The sequence below is a fragment of the Bacillus sp. JNUCC-22 genome (genome assembly GCF_018861275.1).
In the GTDB taxonomy this organism is placed as follows: Bacteria; Bacillota; Bacilli; order Bacillales; family Bacillaceae; genus Bacillus; species Bacillus velezensis.
Genome location: NZ_CP076408.1, coordinates 3,868,843 through 3,888,978, shown reverse-complemented (window position 1 = coordinate 3,888,978; position 20,136 = coordinate 3,868,843). Strand labels below are relative to the sequence as shown.

The window sequence follows — 20,136 nt, the reverse complement described above, 5'->3', positions numbered from 1 at the left end:
AACCTATCGCATCATGGATTTTCTTCCTTTTAATATTGATATACTTAACATATCACAATTCTGAAAAATTCAGTTGAGCCTGATTATATTTGCTTTCAAATAGATAAAACACACCCCGACGACTGTGACTGCTCCGCCCAAAAGAGAAATAAACGCAGGTACTTCACCTAACCACACCCAAGAAATGACCAAGGCTATAGCGGGTGTTAAATAAAGTGAAATGGTTGCTTCTGAAGCACCGACGAGTGAAGTTACATAAGCAAGTGCAAAGTAAGGCACAACCGTTGGTAATAAACCTAAGTAAACGATAGACAATGTTGAGTTCATTGAAGCGTTCAAAAACTCTTCCCCTAAGCCAGGCAGAAATACAAGCATAGGTACTGTCCCGCCCCAAATAGTGAATGTAACGAATGGAATAAATCCATATTTTTTTATATAGCGAGCTTGAAAAACGAAATAAATACTCTCCGAAAAAGCTGCCAGCAGGATTAACAAAATGCCGTTCACTGAATTTGTATAGTTTCCTGCCCCAAATGAAATGATCGACACACCCAATAAACTTATGATAGAGCCAATCCATTTATAAAGCCCAAAATGTTCACCAAAAAACAGACGGGATAACATTGCAGAAAAAATAGGTGTCATGGTCACGAGTAAGCTTGCTACCCCTGCGCTGACTGTTTTTTCTCCGATATTCAGCAAAATGTGATATAGTGCAAAACCTAAAAATCCTAACGATAAAATAGCAGGAACATCCTTCATGTCAGGTAAACGCATATGAGTCAAAATAGCAAAAACCACCAGCACCATTGACCCAATCAACAAGCGAAACAAAGCGAGGTGTTCCGGCGTGTAACTCTCCAAACCCGCGCGAATTCCCGGGAAAGCTGATGCCCACAACCCAATCATCAGACTGTAAGATATGCCGATTCGAACTGTTTTCTTTTGCATCTTTCTCACTCCTCTTTACAAAAACCAACCAGTTATTTAATGTGTTTCTATATTAATAAAGATTTGATGATATGACTTCAACCAGTTAAATAGATTTTGACCCAACCACTTTTAAGGAGGATCCTTTTTATGAGCGCTCCAGAAGAAAAAAAGATGAAAAAGCTTCCTAAGTACATACAAATCATTCAATTTATAAAAGAGAAAATAGGAAATGGAGAATGGCCGATTGGAAGTAAGATTCCAAGCCAGCGCACGCTTGCTAAACACTTTGAGGTGAACAGGAGCACAGTCATTACAGCTTTAGAGGAATTGACGGCGGATGGATTAATCGAAGGCAGAATGGGCAAAGGGACAGTTGTTACGAACAATACATGGACACTTTTGGCTAAGAATTCCGCTCCCGATTGGGATCAGTATGTAACCTCCGGAATCCAGCAGCCAAGCCAAAAAATCGTTCAAGAGATCAATAAATCAGAATCGAATTCTGATCTTATACAGCTCAGTAAAGGAGAACTTTCACATGAGATTTTTCCTTTAGCTGTTATGAAAGAGATCATGGGAAAGGTATCTCAAAACATAGAGGCATTCGGGTATGAGGAACCAAAAGGCTATTTGCCTTTGAGAGAGGCATTAAGCGGCTATTTAAGAACAATCGGCATTCAAGCGTCTCCTTCTTCCATTCTTATTGTTTCGGGCGCACTGCAAGCCTTGCAGCTTATATCAATGGGGCTTTTACAAAGGGGATCGACCGTATTTCTCGATCAGCCTTCCTATCTTTATTCATTACACGTATTTCAATCAGCCGGTATGAAGCTGACTGGAGTTCCTATGGATAATAATGGACTTTTGCCGGAACACATCCACATGGCAAGGGGGGAACGGGGGAGGGCTATCTTATATACAAATCCTTGTTTTCATAATCCGACAGGTATTTTAATGTCAAAAAAGAGACGAGAAGAAATCCTTGCGGCAAGTGAGAATGCACAGCTTCCCATTATTGAAGATGACATTTATCGTGAGTTATGGATAGATGAGATTCCTCCAGATCCTATTAAAACAATAGATAAAAATGGGCATGTGCTTTACATAGGCAGTTTATCGAAAACGTTAAGTCCGGGCTTGAGGATTGGATGGATCGTCGGTCCAGAACCAGTGATTGAACGTTTATCCGACATAAAAATGCAAACAGATTACGGCTCCAGTTCGTTATCTCAGAGAGTAGCGGCAGAGTGGTTTACATCCGGTGAATACCAGCAACATCTAGAACAGGTGAGAAGTCAATTAAAGGTGAGAAGGCAATTGGTCATGAGTCTCTTAGAAACCAATTTGAAGAATGTCGCTGCATGGAATATGCCGAAGGGAGGATTCTTTGTCTGGGTAAAAATATTGCCTTCACTATCTATGAAATTACTTTATACAAAAGCTTTGACAAAAGGGATACTTCTCAATCTCGGCAGTATCTATGCTCAAGAAAAAGGGAATTATATTCGCTTATCATATGCTTATGCATCTCTTGAAGACCTTCAAAAGGGAATTTATGAATTGGGTTTGATGATTAAGGAATTGGCAAGCAGATAAATATAATGATTACTAAAAGACAGGGACATGCTATCAATGACAAGAATCTGCTTGTTTTCGCGTTTCGCTTTTTCAAATGCTTCTTTTCCCCTCATGAAAACCAGTAAAAAAGCCGCCAACAAAGCGGCTTTTCTTAAGTTAAGATGCCGAATGTCAAAAAATGTTAATTTCTGCTCTCCTTGTTTTTATTCAAACTTCAATCTGTATGGCTATGTCTCTCCTAGAAGAACAGCGGCTTGGTTCTTGAAGAGTAAATCATTTAATCCAAAGCGCTATGACTCCTGCAGATGAAATTCAGATCATTGGGCCGTATAACCGCCATCCATTACGACTGCCTGCCCTGTAACGCCTTTCGCTTTGTCACTGGCGAGGAATACTGCGTAATCAGCGATTTCTTGCACGGCTAACAAACGTTTTTGAGGAACCAAGGGGTAAATGACTTCTTCAAACACCTTTTCTTTAGAAATGCCTCTAGTCTCTGCAATATCGTTTAACTGGTTTTGCACCAATGGAGTGTCGATATATCCCGGACACAAGGCGTTGACGGTAATTCCGTATTCCGCTCCTTCCAATGCTGATACTTTAGTTAAACCGATCAAACCGTGTTTAGCGCTGCAATAAGCTGCTTTCCCTGCAAAACCAATTAAACCATTTATGGAAGCCATATTGATGATGCGGCCAAATTTTTGTTTTTTCATCAAAGGGAATACTCTTTTTGTCGCACTAAAAGGAGCAGTAAGCATTAATTTCAGCATAAATTCAAACTTATCAGTCGGGAAGTTTTCTATATCCGACACATGCTGAATCCCCGCATTGTTTACCAGAATATCCAATCGTCCAAAGGTTTCAAGTGTCTTAGAGACACTTTTTTCTACTTGTTCTTCGTTTGTTACATCACAAACCGCAGAGAGGACTTCGTATCCTTGTTCCGTAAGTTCCTCAGCTGCATGTTGCACGGCTTTTTCGTTCAAATCGGAAATCACAACTTTTGCGCCTTCTTTAGCGAATTCACGTGCAATTTCTAAACCAATTCCACTCGCCGCGCCTGTAACAAGAGCAACTTTACTTTCCAATAATTTACTCATAGTAACCCCTCCAGGATTCATTTTGGTCTTCTAAAAGTTTACACCCAGCAGTTGTATAAGTAAAATGAATAAAAAGAATATAATGTATTCGTTAAACTTATGGAATGGAGATCATACGATGGATATACGCCAAATCACTTACTTTCTTGAAGTTGCTAAATCCAACAGTTTTACTAAGGCATCAGAAAATTTGCATTTGTCACAGCCTGCCTTAAGTAAGATGGTGAAAAGTTTGGAAGAGGAATTAAAGGTTGAGCTCATTGATCGATCAGCTAGACAAATCGCTTTGACAGATGCAGGCGAAATTGTATTTGAGCAAGGCCAAATGATTATGAAGTCAATAGATGACTTGTCGACGAACTTATACGATCTTTTACATTTAAAAAAAGGAAAAGTGAAAATTGGAATACCGCCGCTTATCGGTGTCTTGTTTTTTCCTAAAATCATTAGAGGATTTAAACAATTGTATCCTGATGTGAACATCAAGCTGATAGAACATGGGGGAAACAAGGTGAAACAGGAGGTTGAAGATGGGGTACTGGATCTTGGCGTGGTTATTGAACCAGTGGACGAAGAGCAGTTTGATATCATTCCATTGCTTAATGAAGAACTGATGCTCTTCGTTCATTCCGCTCACCCGCTTGTTCATAAAGAGATTGTGGAAATGCAAGACTTGAAAAATGAACCTTTCATCCTGTTTAGTGAAGACTTTTCTCTTCACGATCGGATTATTCAAGAGTGTATTAGAGCCGGTTTTCGTCCAAATATCGTTTATGAAAGTTCTCAATGGGATTTTATCAGCGAAATGATTGGAGAAGAACTAGGTATTTCCATTTTTCCTCAGTCTATAGTGAAAAAGACTGATCAAAGTTTAGTTAAGGCAATTTCTATTGTCAATCCATCCATTCCTTGGAAAGTGGCGATTATTTTAAAAAAAGGCAAATATGTTTCACACGCAGTACGCGAATTTATCCGGTATATTTCATTTTTTTGTAAGAGTAATTACGCAGATCAAGATAACTCATGAAAAAAATGAATGGTTTTTATAGTTTTTATGTATTTTACGGTTAGAGAGGGCTGCGATATATTATCTTATGTCAGAAAATAAGTACTTTTCAGGAGGAAATTCAAATGGATCAAAGCCGTTACCAACAAGGTTTAGACAAATTAATGGAGTACACTTTAACAAGCGATGATAAAATCTCTACGCATTTAAAGATTTCTGAAGACTTGAAAGATATCGCTCCAGATGTAAGTAAGTACATGATAGAATTTGCTTACGGAGATATATATTCACGACCGGGATTAACCAATCAACAACGTGCGCTTGTTACCATTTCATCCCTTGTAACGCAAGGAACCGAGCCGCAGCTTGAACTTCATATCAATACAGGGCTTACATCCGGATTAACACCGACTGAGATTGTAGAGAGTATCACCCAATTGGTTCCTTATACAGGATTCCCGCGTGTACTTAATGCTCTTTCAGTGGCTAAGAAGGTGTTTGCACAACGACATGTAGAAAACCATTGAGAAATAAAGAGCTTGTATGGAATGCGGGTTGAATTAGTATAAACTCATCAATAGAATATACACAAAACGACAGCCTATAAGGCTGTTTTTTAATAGTCTCGCTTATCATAAAAAAGTCTGTGCCAGGCCTATATATGGTCTCTTTTTTGTTTTCGGTTGATCATATGTAAAAGCGATTATATTAATCGCTTTTTGATACTTCGAAACATGCTAACCTTCGACCTCTTTATCAGTAAGCACTTTTAAAGCATTTCTTACTTTTAAGGCGAAGTTGACAGGTTTATCAATCGCTTCGAAATGAATATACATCAGTCTCGGTTTATCAAACAGCCAGTGATTGTGTAGAGACGTTACAATCAGATCATGTTTCCGAAGAACGCTGATAAATGGATTGATTTCTTTTTGCAGAATGACAGTTTCTCCGCTGCAAAGAGCACGGCCGTCTTTTGTCATTGATTCAAATGAAAACATTTGCGGAATGAGCAAGAATGATCTTCCGGGCCGTCCAAGCACTACAGGTTTTATATTCGTTCGTGATCTCATTACTGTACAAATTCCATTTTCAAACGTATGCATGGTTCCGCCTAGAATATCGTTGAACTCGTCACAAAGACCATGCCGTTCAATCATTTCCCCGTCAGTTTTTGGTACCGCACGCACAGTTTTAGTAGTTAGAACCCTCAGGGCCTCTCTCACTTTTCTTGCAAAATTGAGAGGTTTATCAATTGATTCAAAATGCATAAACATCAGGCGCGGTTTATCAAACAGCCAATGGTTATGAACGGCAGTTACGATGATACCGAATTTGCGCAGCTCACTCATTAACGGGTTCACTTCTTCTTGCAGTAAAACAGTCTCACCTAAACATAAAGCTCTGCCTTCCCGATCCATGCTTTCAAATGAAAAGGCCTGAGGAATAAAAGGAAATGCCTCGGCTCTTCTTCCGAGTACCACCGGATGAATGTTGCTTCGAAATCTTGTCGCCGTACATACGCCATTTACGACACTGGGCGTTGAATTGAGAATTCTAGCAAATTCTTTGCAGAGCCGTGATGGCTCCATACTCGTTTCTTCCACTTCATATCTCCTCCTGGAATCTATTTATAACGTACGTAGTATTAAAGATATGTGAAGATAGAAAAAATGTAACGCGTCAGCAGTCCCTATTAGAGAGAATCAGCCTTCCTAGTATAATTTGAGATTTTCTTCCCTTTTTATAATCTCTTTAACTGTTAATTTTTAATAGATTAAAAGCTTAAATTGGTAGTTTTATTCCAGCTTTGATTTTTTTGTGGCGGTCATTTGTGACAAGCACCGGCTGAGCACACATACCTTTTAGTTGTGAGTTTCAGAATATGAAAAAAAGCCTTTATACAAGGCTTTCGGTAAATAATTCATACAGCCGTTTGGCTGCTCATTAGTGACAGCTCACAGCTCTTTTGTCATCAAGACGTGCGGGATGCCGTCTTCCATAAATTCCGGTGAATCTGTCTGATAGCCCAGTTTGTGATAAAAGCCTTCCGCATGTGTTTGTCCATGCAGTTTACATTGGGTGATGCCTTTTTCTTTTACCATGTTTTCTAATTCGCTTATGATGACTTTGCCCAACCCGTATTTGCGGTAAGGCTTGAGGATGCAGATTCGTTCGAGCTTGCCTGTATGGTTTACAATGCGGACGCGTCCTGTGCCGGCAGGCTGATTTTCATGATAAACCAAGACATGCCCGCACTGTTCCTGAAGCGTATCGAACTGATCAAATTCATCGGATTCAGGTACTTGCTGTTCCTCAATGAATACTGCTTTTCTAATCTCAAGCGCTGCTTGCAAATCAATTTCCGTTGTTATTCTTTTTATCTTCATAATCAACCAATCCTTTTCACATGTTAGTCTGGACTGCACGGCTTGCTTGTGGTCTTATAGAAGTAACGATAAAACAATTATATTGCATATGCAACAAAAACATGAAGGGTTTGAAAAGATATGACTGATATTTTGCGGGAAATCGGCATGATCGCACGGGCACTGGATTCCATCAGCAATATTGAATTTAAAGAATTAGACTTAACAAAAGGGCAGTATCTCTACCTTGTGCGTATATGTGAAAACCCGGGAGTGATACAGGAAAAAGTGGCGGAAATGATTAAAGTCGACCGAACAACAGCGGCGAGGGCAATCAAAAAACTGGAAATACAGGGGTTTATTGAAAAGCGTCCTGATGATCAAAATAAAAAAATAAAAAAACTGTTTCCGACTGAAAAAGGGAGAAAGGTTTATCCGTTATTGCAAAGAGAAGGAGAGCATTCTGCGGAGGTGGCCCTGTCCGGCTTTACATTTGAGGAAAAAGAAACCATTTTCAGCCTTCTTCAGCGGGTGAGAAAAAATATAGAACATGATTGGGAATTTGTGAAGAAGGGGAATAAAAGAGATTATTAATGGTCATTAATTCCTTTTAGTGAATGATTGCGTTGTGAATGATTAAAGTCATAAATGGATACGTTATCTGTGACATCTCCTTCCTCGGTTCCTGCTTCAACATAGCCGATAGGCTTATTTTTAACGAAAAGTATCAATTATGGTATATTTAAATAAGAAAAAATAATTGAAGCGGGGAATGATATGAGTACAATCGAAAAACAAAGACGTAAGAAATTCAGAGTGAAATCAATCGTACGGGCCATCATGGTCATCATCGGCGGAATTATTGCCGCGTATGGACTGGAAACCGTATTGATTCCGAATAGTGTATCTGACGGCGGTGTAACCGGACTCAGCATTGTCGGTTCACAGCTGTTTCATTTGCCTCTTGGGATCTTAATTGCGGTGATCAATATACCGTTTGTCTGGTTAGGATATAAGCAAATCGGGAAAGGTTTTGCGTTTCTATCAATTATCGGTATTGTCTCACTTGCCGCGGGCACGAGTTTTTTCCACCACACACCGGCTATCATCGAGGGAGACACCCTGTTAATCACCGTTGTCGGCGGGATTATTCTCGGCTTTGGAATGGGATTGGCATTGCGCAACGGCGGCGCCTTAGATGGAATTGATATGCTGGCTGTGCTTCTGTCACGGAAATTGCCGTTTGGCACGAGCGACCTCATTTTATTTTTAAACATGTTTGTGTTTATTTTTGTTTCTTTTGTATTCGGGCTGCAAGGCGCATTGCTTTCCGTCATTGCTTACTACATTGCATCTAAGGTGATCCATGTGGTTGAGGAAGGCTTAAGCGGTTCTAAAACTTTTCAGATTATCACCAATGAGCCTGCATTAATGGTAGAGACCATTCGTGAAGAATTGGGCCGGAGCGCTACTTATAAAGAAGCATACGGCGGTTTTTCTCATGAAAAATTCCAAGAAATCACATGTGTCATCAACCGTTTGGAAGAAACCAAACTGAAAGAAATTATTAATGACATTGATAAACAAGCCTTTGTGACGGTATATGATGTCGCAGAAGTAAAAGGCAGTAATTTCAGAAAAGTCCATAATCATTAAGAAGCGAGCTGCCGTTAATCGGCAGCTTTTTTTAAAAAGGAGAAAAAACTTGCAAAAATAGAATGACGGCTGTATATTATTGATATATCAAATATTGACTAGTCAATTAATTGCGCAAAAGAAAGTGGGGATGGGTTTTGACAGCATGTTGTTCAGAGGAAGGCGAGATTTTATATCAGCTCCAATCACTGCATAAAGTGATCGGCACGAAGTTTGAAGCGTGCACCGGAATCAGCCAATCCCGCCTTGAGCTTCTCGCCGTGCTTTTTTACGTCGATGAGATCAGCCAAAGCGATCTTCAGAAAAAGGTGAATATTGATGGCGCAGCCGTGACAAGACACTTGAAACAGCTTGAAGCCAAAGAAATGGTCACAAGAAGGCGGAAGCCCGAGGACAACCGAATTATACTTGTCCGGCTTACTGAACAGGGGCGGGAGAGAATTGAGGCTTCCAAAAAGGAGAAGGAGCGTTTCATAAAGGAAATGCTTGCCGGTGTCAGCGCGGAAGAACGCAGTATGTTAAAAAACGTATTGTCACAGATGCAGAATAATATAGAAAATATGAAAGCATAGGAGTGTTTTACACATGAAAACAGAACTGAAAACAAACGACTTTATGGACATTATGAAAGGCCGCCGTTCCATTCGGAATTACGATCCGGCTGTTAAAATCAGCAAAGAAGAAATGACTCAAATCCTGGAAGAAGCAACGACAGCACCGTCTTCAGTCAACGCGCAGCCGTGGCGTTTTCTCGTCATTGACAGCCCTGAAGGAAAAGAAAAACTCGCGCCGCTTGCCAGCTTTAACCAAACACAAGTCAGCACATCATCTGCGGTGATCGCGGTTTTCGCAGATATGAACAGTGATGACTATTTAGAAGAAATTTATTCAAAAGCGGTCGAACTGGGCTACATGCCGCAGGAAGTAAAAGACAGACAAATCGCTGCGTTGACGGCGCATTTTGAAAAACTGCCGGAGCAAGTGAACCGTGAAACGATTCTGATTGACGGAGGACTCGTTTCCATGCAGCTGATGCTTACGGCGCGCGCGCACGGCTATGACACAAACCCGATCGGCGGCTACGATAAAGAAAAGATTGCCGAGGTTTTCGGAATGGATAAAGAGCGTTATGTACCGGTCATGCTGTTATCAATCGGAAAAGCGGCAGACGAAGGATATGCTTCCTACCGTCTTCCTATCGAAACAATCGCACAATGGAAATAAGGTTGAAGTGAAGCTGAGGGGAGAGGGACAGTGGAGATTATTGCAGCTGTTTTCGTCGGAATTGTAGCTTTAGAACATGTATTTATCATGATACTTGAAATGTTTTTTATCAATTCGAAGGCAGCTAAGCGGTCCTTCAAATTGCCGAAGCATTTAGAAGGTGATCGGAATGTAGCGGTCATGTTTGCAAATCAGGGTCTGTATAATGGATTTCTGGCTGCCGGCCTCATTTGGGGGCTGATCCTCGGAGCTGATCCGATTGGCCATATGATTCAAATGTTTTTCGTCATCTGCGTGGTCATCGCGGCCATTTTCGGAGGCTTTACTTCAAACAAATCAATTATCGTAAAACAAGGACTTCCGGCTGTTTTAGCGCTTATTTTTCTTTTATTGGCGTAGCAGACGGAAAGAGGGCTTCCGGAAAGGAAGCCCTCTTTTTTTATTCTGTTTTGAAAATCATTCCTTAGGCGGATCTTTTTTGAATTACAGATAAATGCTTACCGCAGAATAGATGAGCAGCAGACACATCACGATGCGAAACGCTTTATCGTGTTTCTCAAAGAGATGTTTAAAAACAGAGCCGAACGCCGACCACAGCAGTAAAGCCGCCCAGCCCAGGAGAATAGCCGACGCGAGCCAGAACGCAATCAATGGATACGTGTGCTGAAATGGCAATATAAAAGCGCTCATTAAGGTTAAAAAGAATAAAATACTCTTTATATTGATCATTTGAAACAGAAATCCCGATAGAAAAGACGATCGGGTTTTTTCAGAATCGCCTTTTGATGTTTTGGGCAGCGAGATCTGCCAAGCCAAATAGAGCAAATAGACGGCTCCGGCAATTTTAAAGTAAGGTTCCACGACGGGAATCCAATGATAAACACTCATGGTAAACAGACCGCTGAGAATGCCGAGCACTGCAAATCCCGTCAGGATGCCGCCGTTAAAACGCCATGAACCGATAAAGCCGGCTCTGCGCGCTTCATTCATCATTAAAATATTGCTCGGTCCGGGTGTAATAGATGTCATTAGGACATAAGAAAGAAAAGCTATGATACTCATTAAATCACCTTCATTTGCTAATGTGATGGAACCGTTTTTTATTGTATGATAAGAATAGTTATAAATAAAATTGAAAAATAAAATCGCATTATTGATTTTTTCGATACATCTTAGAGGTGAATTCATATGGAGATCAGACATCTTATTACATTTCAGGCCATTGTAGATAAGGGAAGCTATACAGGGGCCGCGGCGAAGCTGGGATATACGCAGTCGACGATTACGACTCATATTCAGGCGCTTGAACAGGAGATCGGCGGCGCATTATTTACGTACGAAAAAAGGCGTCTGAAACTGACGCCTTTAGGGAGAGAGCTGATACCGTTAGCCGAGGATTTACTTTCCGCCCATGACAAGATCAAAAATATGCAAAGCATTCACGAGGTGAAGGGCGTTTTAAAAATTGCGGCGCCGGAGTCTTTGACCATTTCCAGACTGGGGCCGATTATCAGAGAATATTCCATGAAGTATCCGAACGTCAATATCATATTGAGCAACGGAACATGCGGGCAGAATCAGGTGGAATTAGTAAGCGGCCGCGTGGATATCGCATTTATGGTGTATCCGGAGATACAAATGGAAAAATGCATACATCATTCTTTATTGGAGGAACGCATCGTCCTCGTGGCGGGCAGTGACGCACCGGAACATTTTGACGACTATCAACAAAGCGGCAAGCACTTTTTTATTACAAATGAAGAAGGATGCAGCTATCGGACTATGTTTGAACGATTTCTCGTCAAGCATGATATCAGTCATTTACAAACAATGGAATTGTGGAGTATAGAAGCAATTAAGCAGACGGTGATGAGCGGACTCGGTTTCTCCGTTTTACCTTATATTACGGTAAAAGAAGAGGTAAAAGCGGGGAAGCTGAAAATTCTTCAGCAGTCTGAGCCGTTCGAGCGGCTTTATTCTCATATGCTGGTCAAAAAGAAAAAATGGCAGCTTCCGGCCGCTGAAGCTTTTGTGTCGCTTGTTCTTGAGATGATAGGTTAATTTGAAAGCCGATGCCTGCGCGCATCGGCTTTTGTTTTTGTCCGGAATCTTAATGACATTTTCGATGTCAGCCAGCTTTGACTCCATACCTACCTTTTTTAAAAAAAGAGAGCTGATCAGCAAATATGGTATGATTTACATAATCAGGGAGTGAGAAGATGAATATGAAGAGAGCGTATTATGCTATTTTATACAGCCAGACCGCTATCAACTTGGGGTTCTCACTTTATACGATGGCTGTCATCTTGTTTTTGTTTACAAAAACCGGTTCGACGGCGATGGCCTCTCTTATGACGTTCGTCAGCATTGTATGTCGCGTATTGGGCAGCGCCATTTTGCCGCTGGTCACCGGCCGGTTCACGCTTCGGTCTTTGTTAATCGGTTCTCAATTGATACAGATCACACTGTTAGTCTGTTTGTTTTTTGTCATCCAAACCGGTTCATCCGCATTCTTTTTTCTGATGTTTTGTCTGATCGGAGGCATTTCTTTTTGCAACGGATGGTTTGCTCCGATAAAAAGCGCACTGATTGGGGAAATCATTCCTCCTGATCGAAGGGCGAAAGCGAACGGTTTATTATCTGCGGCGGATCAGACCGTTCAGTTTGCGGGGTGGTCTCTGGGCGGCGTCATCATAGCGTTCTTGGGAGAGAGCGATACAATGATCGTCACTGTCATGTTATTGGTTTCTTCGGTTTTGGGCATCATTCTGTTTCTTCAAGTACGCTTGTGTGCGCCGGCAGCAGTCAGGGAACGTTCCCTTTTTGCAGATGCGGCAAGCGGCTGGGTGTATTTATTTCAGCAAAAACAGCTCAGGGTTCTCATTGTGATGGATGTGATCGAATCGTGGGCAGGCATGATATGGATCGGGTCTGTGTCCTTGACTTATGTGCATGACGTCCTTCATAAAGGAGAGGCTTGGTGGGGGTATGTCAACGGAGTCTATTATGCAGGGACGATGATCGGCGGACTGATCATCTATAAGTTATCCGGTAAGTTTCAGCATCATCTCATTCCGCTTATGCTGACGGGAGCCTTGGCATATGGAATGTTCACGTTTATTTATGGGTTGATCACAAGCGCCGTTACTGCCCTTTTTCTGGTGCTGTGTATGGGGCCGGCTTGTGTATTACGAGATCTCACGCAGGAAACATTCCTTCAAAACATCACGACCGAAAAGACACGGGTCAATATATTAGCGGCGAGATCAGCTTTAGTTCAGTTCATTTTTATGTTTTCCATTATCGGAACGGGGGTTATCTCGGATGTATTCGGCGTGCGGTTTATTTATATTGGCGCAGGCCTCCTCTTATTAATTTCGGCTTTTATCGGATTTTCTCAGCTGCGAATGAAGAAGATGGTACAAAGTCGCATGTAGTGTAGTATAATGAGGAACGTACGTTCTATATCGAGAGAGGAGAGGGTAATGTGGGACATCTGGCACTGCAATTGTATGATTATCATCTTTGGGCAAATCAGCAAATATTCACCCGGCTTAAAGAGCTTCCGGAGGATGTGTATCGTAAGGAGATTCAAAGTGTCTTTCCGTCGATAGCCGGTGTATTGACTCATGTGTATCTGTCGGATAAGGGGTGGTTTGATGTGTTCTCCGGAGAGCGTCTGGAGGATACGCTGAAATCAGCTGAACAGCAAAAAGAGGACATCTTGTCTAAAGAGATAGAAGAGCTGGAAGATATGTTCTCGGAATTATCAGACCGGTATCAATTATTTTTGCAAAAGGAAGAAAATATCAGTCTCCCTCTTGAAATAGAGCATCCGTCAGGTGACATCATGAAAACCGCAGCGGCCGATATGATCCTCCATGTTGTGAACCACGGAACGTATCATCGCGGGAATATAACAGCCATGCTCAGACAGATGGGGTATGCTTCTGTGCCGACGGATTACGGTATGTATTTATATATAAACAATAAGTAAACAAGACAGCCAACGCGGCTGTCTTGTGATATCCGTAAAAAAGCCAAATCATATGAGTGATTTGGCTTTTTCATTTGCTATGCCATGTTCTGCAGCCGTTCTAAACTGTTTTTCCAATTCGCTTCAAGCGCTGTAAAAGCAGCGGCGGCATCTTGCTGTTCTAATGCGTGAATGATATCAGAGTGTTCATTATATGATCTGTTTAAAGCGCCGTTTTCACTGAAATAGCGGATTTCCATTCTCTGAATTTTGACTTTCAGGCTTACTAGCAATTTGTGAAGTTCGGCGTTGTCCGCAAGCAGAATGATGCGATGGTGAAATGCATTGTCCGCTTCCAGGATGGCCAGTTTATCGCCGTCTTTCATTGTTTGAAGAAGATTTTCATTCAGCTGTTTCAATTCCTGAATCACGGCATCGTCCACATGCGGGAGAGCTTGCTGCAATGCGAGTTTTTCAAGCGTCCAGACGATGGAATACAAGTTTTCCGCTTCTTTTAACTCAATCGGAGCGACAAGCGTCCATCTGTTCGCTTTTGTTATCACCAAGCCGTCATCTTCCAGCCGCAATAAGGCTTCCCGTATCGGGGTGCGGCTGATTCCCAATGTTTCCGACAAATCCTTGTCCTTTAACTTTGTTTCCGGTTTGAGCTTGCCCGTTATGATCCAGTTTCTGAGTGTGCGATACACTTCGTCCCGCATGATGGTTCTTTTCAGCACAGGTTCTTTGTTTTGATTATCCAATGGAACACCTCATGAATCGTAGTATACATATTTGCATTTTACCACAGTCCGGGCGCTGGTTAGAAATGAAGAGGGACGTCTAAGAATGAATCGAACCGAGATGCTTCATCTCAATATGCTGAAAGTCAGCGGAGCCGCCTTCAGAAAAGAGCGTGATTCCCTGATCTTCGTGTTTTGGGAACACTTCATTTGTCAAAACGGTTTTTCCGTCGTCTGCAAATACTTCAATACTTGTTTTATCCACGAGAATTTTCAGATGGACGCGCCCTTTGTTTCCGTCAAATGGGGCTTTGCTTTCGGCGTATGCACCGGTTTTATCAGGCTGGTCTGTAAACGATCTGTTCACATAGGCATAGCCGTCTTCTGCCGAAATACCGACATCAATATGCCGACTTTGGTCTGCTGATTCTCTGAGTCTGACGCCTGCATTTTTGATATCTGACCAAGCGATATCCATATCAAGCTGATATGTATCACCTTTGATCGGCAGTGTCTCTGAACCGTTCACCTGTTTGTGTTCTATGCTGTCAGTTGAAGAGGTTAATTGGTTCAATGCTTCAACCGGCTCTGACACAAGGCTGTATGTGCCGCCGTCCTGCTGCTGAAGGCGGATTTCACGGACGATAGAATCCGTACCGTTAAAGCCGTTTTTTAGTGTCGGTGTTTCATTCGGATAATCCCAATTGTTCATCCATGCCAGCGCATAGCGTTTTGTCAGCGGATCTTCGCTATTACCGTCCTCAAATGTGACGCCGCCGTACCAGTCAAAGCCGTAATCGAGCCATTGCGGTTCTTCTTGATCGGCGGAAAATTCCTTCCCGTCAAAGTTTCCGGTCCAATACGCGTACGTATTCGGTTTGCCTGCGGGTTTGCCGTTTGCGCTTGCGCCCAGAACCCACTTGGCTGTTCCGTCATCTGCACGCATCATATAAAGGTCGGGGCATTCGACGAGGCCGATCTGCTGAGTGATAAAACCGCCCGTGTATTTCCAATTTTTTAAATCGGGTGATTCATAAAAACCGATTTTTTCGCCTTCGGCCATGGCCATCACCCATTTGTCATCCTGTTCATCCCAGATCACTTTCGGGTCCCGGAAATCCTTAGTTCCCGGATTTTTCATCACGGGCTGATCACTATAGGAAGTAAACGTTTTTCCTTTGTCCGTGCTGTCCCATAAATATTGTTCCTGGGCTTTTGTTTTGGCTGTCGGCTGCGTTGTGACGGCGACCAGCGCGTTTTTGCCGAAGCCCGCGGTGTTGTGTTTATCAATGACGACAGAACCGGACCATATATCGCCGTTTTCGTTGGTGTATTTCGGAATAGCCGTGCCTTCGTCCGTCCAGTGCACCAAGTCCTCTGATACGGCGTGCCGCCATTCTGTGCCGTTGCCGTTCGGGTAATCCCGATTATAAAGATAGTAGTAATGATATTTCCCCTCGAAAAAAATGGGCTTTTGAGGGTCGTTTTTCCATTTGTCCGGGGTCGTAAAATGATACGCCGCACGGTAATCTTTCTTATGCTCCGTGTTTGTGTCAGAGGAATTGTGGCTTTTGTTCGGCAGTAAGCCGACAAACAGGAACGCACCCAAAAAGATCAATATTACAACGGGCCATTTTCGTGCCATGATTGAGTTCACCATCTTGTTGAGAAATAAAAGAAAATGCCAATGAAGTATCGGCATTTTCTTTTTGTTGTTATTAGTTGTTAACCGTAAGCTGTCCTTGTTCAAGGATGCTGTTTTTAACAACGGATGTTTTCTTGCCTTTGATGTTCATTAAGAAGCTTGGCGCAAATGTTGCCTTTTTATCCTCAAAGAAGCCTCTGTTTGTCATGTAGCTTGTGATCACGACATTGTTGCCTTTGGCTTGCGGCACTGCGAAATGAGAGTAAGTGAACGTTACATCGTTAGGATCAAGACCCATTTGCAGTACAAGACCAGTTTTGTTCAGCGGCTTGTAAGGACCTGTTAAAGAGTTTGATACATAACCAAGCATGTAGATATCGTTGGAGTTAATACCGTCGATCGTCATTTTTGAACCGCGTGAATCAGTGAACAGGTACCATTTGCCGTTCATTTTGAAAACATTCGCGCGCTCGATTTCATCAGTTACCGTGTTTGAAGTGATCAACGGCTTCATGACCTTTTTCAATGTGTAGTCATTGTTTAATTCTACGATGCCGAGGGCGCCGTTCGCTAATTCAGCATCGCGTTTTTTAGCACTTTGCTGAAGCTTCTGACTTTCTTTACGGAAGAAGTTTGTGCTGCCGCCGTAGTACGCTTTGTTAAATAAAGATTCTTCGCCTTGGTATCCGTTATCTGTTCCCGTGTTGGCTTCGAATACAAGGTATTTATGGCCTTTGTCTTCAACGTAGTGAGGGTCTCTCAGCGTATGGTTGTCGCCGGATGTATAGTTCCCTTCATCGATAAACTGCTGAACGTTTTGATATGTTTTTCCGTCACCGTCAAAAATCGTTTTATGATCTTCCACTCCGTTGATCTTGAGCGTGTCATCAGATTTTGACACATTTACCTGCGCCGTTGTCAGGCTTTGTTTGCCGTAATGTTTACCGGAAAAGTCAGTGTAGAATAAACGGATTTTCCCGTCAGATGTAAAGGTTGCAGAACCGGACCATTCTTGTGTCTGTTCTTTCAGGATTTCATCGTTGGCGTCGAACTTATCGCTGTCTTTAAAGACACGGCCCGCGTTTTTCCAGCTGTCGATCGAGTTGTCGCCGACTTTTTGATAAAACATGTAGATGGATGTGTCATCAGCGTCTTTCGGGCTTCCGGCAAGAGCAAACACGACGTGATAGCCGTTGTATTCAGCTACTGTTCCGTCAGCGTTTTGGAGCGGCCAGCTGTCCCACACATCCAGTCCTTTTGCGGACTCGATATTTTTAATTGTTGATTGGTCGAATTGAGGCACTTGGTATTTTTCACTTTGCTGCTGTTTAGGGATCTGCAGCATATCATGGCGTGTGATGTGAGAGACGCCGTACGTTTCTTTGTAAGGTTTTTGGGTATTTTCTTTCGCGAAGGCTTGAGTCGCTCCCCCTGCCAGAAGTGCAGTCGTAAAAGTTAGAACTGTGGCTCGTTTTGCAAATTTTTTGATGTTCATGTTCATGTCTCCTTTTGTATGTACCTTTTTTTGCGATCTGCCGATTCGATCCTCCTGCATTCATGGATGGCAGGTTTGTTACAGAAAAAAAGACCTAAAATATGTATGGGGTGACGCCAAAGAATACACTTTGCCCTTAACACATTTTAGGTCTTGCCTGCTTTATCAGTAACAATCCTGCATGATTTACTTGTCGACATCATTCTATTAGACTCTGATTCTATTGACAACTGGTCTATTTTCCTCTTTTGGATGATAGTAAAATGAAAAAAGGCCTTTTAATATATGGGTAATTGAGACTAAGGGGTGCTCTGGGCCTAGGAAAAAACCTCTCTAAAAAAGAGAGGTTATTTTTTCTTGATAGATAATAAAGCGATGGTAGCTAAAATCAGCAAAGTACCCAGCCATTCTGATATTCCGAAGGGAACATGCAGCCAGATCACAGCTAAAAAAGCTGCCGACAGCGGCTCTGCACAAGCGAGCAGGCTGGTTTCAGAGGCACTCAGATATTTCAGGCTTTGCAAGTAGCAATAAAAAGCGATGAGCGTTCCGAAAATGATGATAAACACGATCGCGGCATATGCAGGAAAGGACCACTCGCCTTCAAATTTCCAGGGCGGGCGGATCAAGCTGAGGGCGGCTCCGCCGATCAGCATGCCCCATCCGACAATAATGGCAGATCCCCATTTCTTCAGCAGACGATGCGGCTGAAGGGTGTAAAACGCCAGTGCAAACGCCGAACTGATGCCCCAAAAGACGGCCAGACCGGATACGGACAGGCTTCCGACATTCCCGTGCGTGACCAAAATGAATGTGCCGGCAACCGCCAATAAGACGGCGAGCAGCTCTTTTCCTGAAGGAATTCTCTTTGCGCGAATCGCTAAAAAGCATGTAATGATCGCTGGCCCTAAATACTGAAGAACGGTAGCAGTTGCCGCGTTGCCGTACTCAATTGCCGCGAAGTAGGTGTATTGAACGCCTAACATTCCGAAAATCCCGAATAAAAGAAGGGGAATTCTGTCCCGTCTGTCTTTCCAAACAGCCCATATCCGTCCTTTTTCTTTGCGGTACGCGATGCCGAGCAGAAGCGCCCCTGACACCAGAAGGCGCACCGAAGTCAGCCATTCTGTATTAAAATGGCGGTGCTGGAACAGATACTGGGCAACCGTTCCCGAGACCCCCCATAAGATAGCTCCTGTAAGCACAAGCCAAATGCCTGTTGTTCGTGAATAAGAAAGAGCAGCGTGTTTTTCCAGGATAGACACCCCCGATTCTGATGTTCTGATATTAACTTACAATAATTAGGAAAACGAACTCCTTACATGTGATATATTATATATTGTATATTAAATTCCGTCAAAAAGATTTTCGGAGAAAGCTCTTACAAAACGGCCGTCTGATGAATGAGCAATAAAAAAACACCCCGGCGGGTTTCCGGGGTGTTTTTGTTATTCTGCAATCGCGTCTGTTAAAACAGGAACGACTTGTTTCTTTCTGGATACGACGCCTTTTAAAAGAGCCGTGTTGTTTTCTAAAGTCACGTTGAATGCTTTTTCCACTTTTGACGCTTGATCACCGATGGCAAGCGCAAGGGAATCGTTTTCCAGAATATCCGTAATCACGAGAAGGAACAGGTCAAGGTTCTTCTCAGCAATTACTTTTGAAAGAGCCGCTTCTAATTCCGGCTGACGCTTTTTAACATCTTCAATATCAACTGTGTTGACTTGGGCGATTTCGACTTTTTTGCTGCCGAGCGTGAACTCTTTCGCATCAAGAGAAATCAGTTCTTCCACAGTTTTTTTGCTTAAGTCGGCGCCCGCTTTCAGCATGTTTAAGCCGTACTCTTCCGCATCTACGCCGGCAATCTCAGCAAGCTCTTTTGCCGCTGCGATATCTTGCTCCGTGCAAGTCGGAGATTTAAATAACAGAGAGTCGGAAATGATTGCTGACAGCATGAGGCCCGCAATTTCTTTCTCGATTTTCACGTTATTTTCTTTGTACATTTTGTTTAAGATCGTAGCCGTACAGCCGACCGGCTCAGCACGGTAGTAAAGAGGTTCCGCTGTTTCGAAGTTGGCGATACGGTGGTGGTCGATAACTTCAAGAACCTGAACGTCTTCGATATCCTTGATGCTTTGCTGGCGTTCATTGTGGTCAACAAGGATGACGCCGTTTACTTCGTTTGCGGCTGTTTCCACCAAACGCGGGCTTTCCTGCTTGAAATAATCAAGCGCGTATTGTGTTTCGCCGTTGACTTGTCCAAGGCGGACGGGCTCAGCATTGAAGCCGAGTTTATTTTTTAGATCAGCGTAGGCAATGGCAGAGCAAATGGTATCTGTGTCTGGGTTTTGATGTCCGAAAATAAGAATTTTTTCCATAATAACTCCTTGTCCTTTTTTGTAGTGTAAACAATC

General features: G+C 42.6%; 21 protein-coding genes. 11 read left to right on the top strand and 10 right to left on the bottom strand.

Features of this window, described 5'->3' with window-relative positions; translation table 11 throughout:
* Positions 1–69: 69 nt before the first annotated feature.
* A complete protein-coding gene (locus JNUCC22_RS19070; RefSeq protein ID WP_216062008.1) occupies positions 70–951 on the bottom strand; it encodes a DMT family transporter in 882 nt (293 codons plus the stop codon).
* Positions 952–1,080: 129 nt separating this feature from the next.
* Between JNUCC22_RS19070 and JNUCC22_RS19065 the strand changes: the two genes are divergently transcribed.
* Positions 1,081–2,529, top strand: coding sequence for an aminotransferase-like domain-containing protein (locus JNUCC22_RS19065; RefSeq protein WP_007409885.1), 1,449 nt, complete (start codon positions 1,081–1,083; stop codon positions 2,527–2,529).
* 299 nt (positions 2,530–2,828) lie between these two features.
* Here the strand turns inward: JNUCC22_RS19065 and JNUCC22_RS19060 are convergent, their stop codons facing one another.
* The gene (locus tag JNUCC22_RS19060) at positions 2,829–3,614 is read right to left on the bottom strand and encodes a 3-hydroxybutyrate dehydrogenase (RefSeq protein ID WP_007409884.1); all 786 of its coding nucleotides are present in this window, start codon (positions 3,612–3,614) and stop codon (positions 2,829–2,831) included.
* A gap of 118 nt (positions 3,615–3,732) precedes the next feature.
* Here JNUCC22_RS19060 and JNUCC22_RS19055 point away from each other — a divergent pair, with 118 nt between their 5' ends.
* Both JNUCC22_RS19055 and JNUCC22_RS19050 read left to right on the top strand, forming a co-directional pair.
* Entirely contained in the window at positions 3,733–4,641 is a 909-nt protein-coding gene (locus JNUCC22_RS19055; protein ID WP_007409883.1) for a LysR family transcriptional regulator, read from the top strand.
* Positions 4,642–4,745: 104 nt separating this feature from the next.
* On the top strand, positions 4,746–5,147 hold the full coding sequence (locus JNUCC22_RS19050) for a carboxymuconolactone decarboxylase family protein (protein ID WP_007409882.1): 402 nt from the start codon (positions 4,746–4,748) through the stop codon (positions 5,145–5,147).
* Between the two features lie 210 nt (positions 5,148–5,357).
* Here the strand turns inward: JNUCC22_RS19050 and JNUCC22_RS19045 are convergent, their stop codons facing one another.
* Together JNUCC22_RS19045 and JNUCC22_RS19040 are read right to left on the bottom strand one after the other, a co-directional pair.
* Complete coding sequence (locus tag JNUCC22_RS19045; protein WP_191973981.1) at positions 5,358–6,224, bottom strand: DUF1259 domain-containing protein; 867 nt, start codon at positions 6,222–6,224, stop codon at positions 5,358–5,360.
* Positions 6,225–6,575: 351 nt separating this feature from the next.
* Positions 6,576–7,007, bottom strand: coding sequence for a GNAT family N-acetyltransferase (locus tag JNUCC22_RS19040; protein ID WP_072589783.1), 432 nt, complete (start codon positions 7,005–7,007; stop codon positions 6,576–6,578).
* A 120-nt stretch (positions 7,008–7,127) separates the two neighbouring features.
* Between JNUCC22_RS19040 and JNUCC22_RS19035 the strand changes: the two genes are divergently transcribed.
* The 5 genes from JNUCC22_RS19035 to JNUCC22_RS19015 all read left to right on the top strand — a co-directional run bounded on the left by JNUCC22_RS19035 (position 7,128) and on the right by JNUCC22_RS19015 (position 10,265).
* Complete coding sequence (locus JNUCC22_RS19035) at positions 7,128–7,580, top strand: MarR family winged helix-turn-helix transcriptional regulator (protein ID WP_191973982.1); 453 nt, start codon at positions 7,128–7,130, stop codon at positions 7,578–7,580.
* Between the two features lie 183 nt (positions 7,581–7,763).
* A complete protein-coding gene (locus JNUCC22_RS19030) occupies positions 7,764–8,642 on the top strand; it encodes a YitT family protein (RefSeq protein ID WP_012118921.1) in 879 nt (292 codons plus the stop codon).
* A gap of 110 nt (positions 8,643–8,752) precedes the next feature.
* Positions 8,753–9,214: a MarR family winged helix-turn-helix transcriptional regulator gene (locus JNUCC22_RS19025; RefSeq protein WP_172437936.1), complete on the top strand. Its 462-nt coding sequence runs from the start codon at positions 8,753–8,755 to the stop codon at positions 9,212–9,214.
* Between the two features lie 13 nt (positions 9,215–9,227).
* Positions 9,228–9,866: a nitroreductase family protein gene (locus tag JNUCC22_RS19020; RefSeq protein ID WP_004393039.1), complete on the top strand. Its 639-nt coding sequence runs from the start codon at positions 9,228–9,230 to the stop codon at positions 9,864–9,866.
* A 30-nt stretch (positions 9,867–9,896) separates the two neighbouring features.
* A complete protein-coding gene (locus JNUCC22_RS19015) occupies positions 9,897–10,265 on the top strand; it encodes a DUF1304 domain-containing protein (RefSeq protein WP_015240972.1) in 369 nt (122 codons plus the stop codon).
* Positions 10,266–10,349: 84 nt separating this feature from the next.
* On the opposite strand, the gene JNUCC22_RS19010 is transcribed toward JNUCC22_RS19015, so the two are convergent.
* Positions 10,350–10,928 carry a LysE family translocator gene (locus JNUCC22_RS19010; RefSeq protein WP_012118916.1) on the bottom strand — a complete coding sequence of 193 codons (579 nt, stop codon included), beginning with the start codon at positions 10,926–10,928 and terminating at the stop codon, positions 10,350–10,352.
* 126 nt (positions 10,929–11,054) lie between these two features.
* Here JNUCC22_RS19010 and JNUCC22_RS19005 point away from each other — a divergent pair, with 126 nt between their 5' ends.
* From JNUCC22_RS19005 to JNUCC22_RS18995, 3 genes are all read left to right on the top strand, one after another.
* The gene (locus tag JNUCC22_RS19005; RefSeq protein ID WP_007409874.1) at positions 11,055–11,927 is read left to right on the top strand and encodes a LysR family transcriptional regulator; all 873 of its coding nucleotides are present in this window, start codon (positions 11,055–11,057) and stop codon (positions 11,925–11,927) included.
* 158 nt (positions 11,928–12,085) lie between these two features.
* Positions 12,086–13,303: an MFS transporter gene (locus JNUCC22_RS19000; protein ID WP_020958111.1), complete on the top strand. Its 1,218-nt coding sequence runs from the start codon at positions 12,086–12,088 to the stop codon at positions 13,301–13,303.
* Between the two features lie 50 nt (positions 13,304–13,353).
* On the top strand, positions 13,354–13,863 hold the full coding sequence (locus tag JNUCC22_RS18995; protein WP_015240966.1) for a DinB family protein: 510 nt from the start codon (positions 13,354–13,356) through the stop codon (positions 13,861–13,863).
* Between the two features lie 77 nt (positions 13,864–13,940).
* On the opposite strand, the gene JNUCC22_RS18990 is transcribed toward JNUCC22_RS18995, so the two are convergent.
* From JNUCC22_RS18990 to JNUCC22_RS18970, 5 genes are all read right to left on the bottom strand, one after another.
* Entirely contained in the window at positions 13,941–14,603 is a 663-nt protein-coding gene (locus tag JNUCC22_RS18990) for a GntR family transcriptional regulator (RefSeq protein ID WP_007409865.1), read from the bottom strand.
* Between the two features lie 79 nt (positions 14,604–14,682).
* The gene (locus tag JNUCC22_RS18985; RefSeq protein ID WP_216062007.1) at positions 14,683–16,239 is read right to left on the bottom strand and encodes a glycoside hydrolase family 32 protein; all 1,557 of its coding nucleotides are present in this window, start codon (positions 16,237–16,239) and stop codon (positions 14,683–14,685) included.
* A 61-nt stretch (positions 16,240–16,300) separates the two neighbouring features.
* A complete protein-coding gene (locus JNUCC22_RS18980) occupies positions 16,301–17,722 on the bottom strand; it encodes a glycoside hydrolase family 68 protein (RefSeq protein ID WP_015240964.1) in 1,422 nt (473 codons plus the stop codon).
* A 347-nt stretch (positions 17,723–18,069) separates the two neighbouring features.
* Complete coding sequence (locus JNUCC22_RS18975; protein WP_289847825.1) at positions 18,070–18,987, bottom strand: DMT family transporter; 918 nt, start codon at positions 18,985–18,987, stop codon at positions 18,070–18,072.
* Positions 18,988–19,170: 183 nt separating this feature from the next.
* Positions 19,171–20,100 carry a manganese-dependent inorganic pyrophosphatase gene (locus JNUCC22_RS18970; RefSeq protein ID WP_004393053.1) on the bottom strand — a complete coding sequence of 310 codons (930 nt, stop codon included), beginning with the start codon at positions 20,098–20,100 and terminating at the stop codon, positions 19,171–19,173.
* Positions 20,101–20,136 lie beyond the last annotated feature (36 nt).

Coding starts and splice junctions, on each gene's coding strand:
- JNUCC22_RS19060 (WP_007409884.1), bottom strand. CDS start 3,614: ATGAGTAAATTATTGGAAAGTAAAGTTGCTCTTGTTACAGGCGCGGCG.
- JNUCC22_RS19070 (WP_216062008.1), bottom strand. CDS start 951: ATGCAAAAGAAAACAGTTCGAATCGGCATATCTTACAGTCTGATGATT.
- JNUCC22_RS18970 (WP_004393053.1), bottom strand. CDS start 20,100: ATGGAAAAAATTCTTATTTTCGGACATCAAAACCCAGACACAGATACC.
- JNUCC22_RS19030 (WP_012118921.1), top strand. CDS start 7,764: ATGAGTACAATCGAAAAACAAAGACGTAAGAAATTCAGAGTGAAATCA.
- JNUCC22_RS18980 (WP_015240964.1), bottom strand. CDS start 17,722: ATGAACATCAAAAAATTTGCAAAACGAGCCACAGTTCTAACTTTTACG.
- JNUCC22_RS19005 (WP_007409874.1), top strand. CDS start 11,055: ATGGAGATCAGACATCTTATTACATTTCAGGCCATTGTAGATAAGGGA.
- JNUCC22_RS19010 (WP_012118916.1), bottom strand. CDS start 10,928: ATGAGTATCATAGCTTTTCTTTCTTATGTCCTAATGACATCTATTACA.
- JNUCC22_RS19065 (WP_007409885.1), top strand. CDS start 1,081: ATGAGCGCTCCAGAAGAAAAAAAGATGAAAAAGCTTCCTAAGTACATA.
- JNUCC22_RS19035 (WP_191973982.1), top strand. CDS start 7,128: ATGACTGATATTTTGCGGGAAATCGGCATGATCGCACGGGCACTGGAT.
- JNUCC22_RS19000 (WP_020958111.1), top strand. CDS start 12,086: ATGAATATGAAGAGAGCGTATTATGCTATTTTATACAGCCAGACCGCT.
- JNUCC22_RS19055 (WP_007409883.1), top strand. CDS start 3,733: ATGGATATACGCCAAATCACTTACTTTCTTGAAGTTGCTAAATCCAAC.
- JNUCC22_RS19040 (WP_072589783.1), bottom strand. CDS start 7,007: ATGAAGATAAAAAGAATAACAACGGAAATTGATTTGCAAGCAGCGCTT.
- JNUCC22_RS19020 (WP_004393039.1), top strand. CDS start 9,228: ATGAAAACAGAACTGAAAACAAACGACTTTATGGACATTATGAAAGGC.
- JNUCC22_RS19050 (WP_007409882.1), top strand. CDS start 4,746: ATGGATCAAAGCCGTTACCAACAAGGTTTAGACAAATTAATGGAGTAC.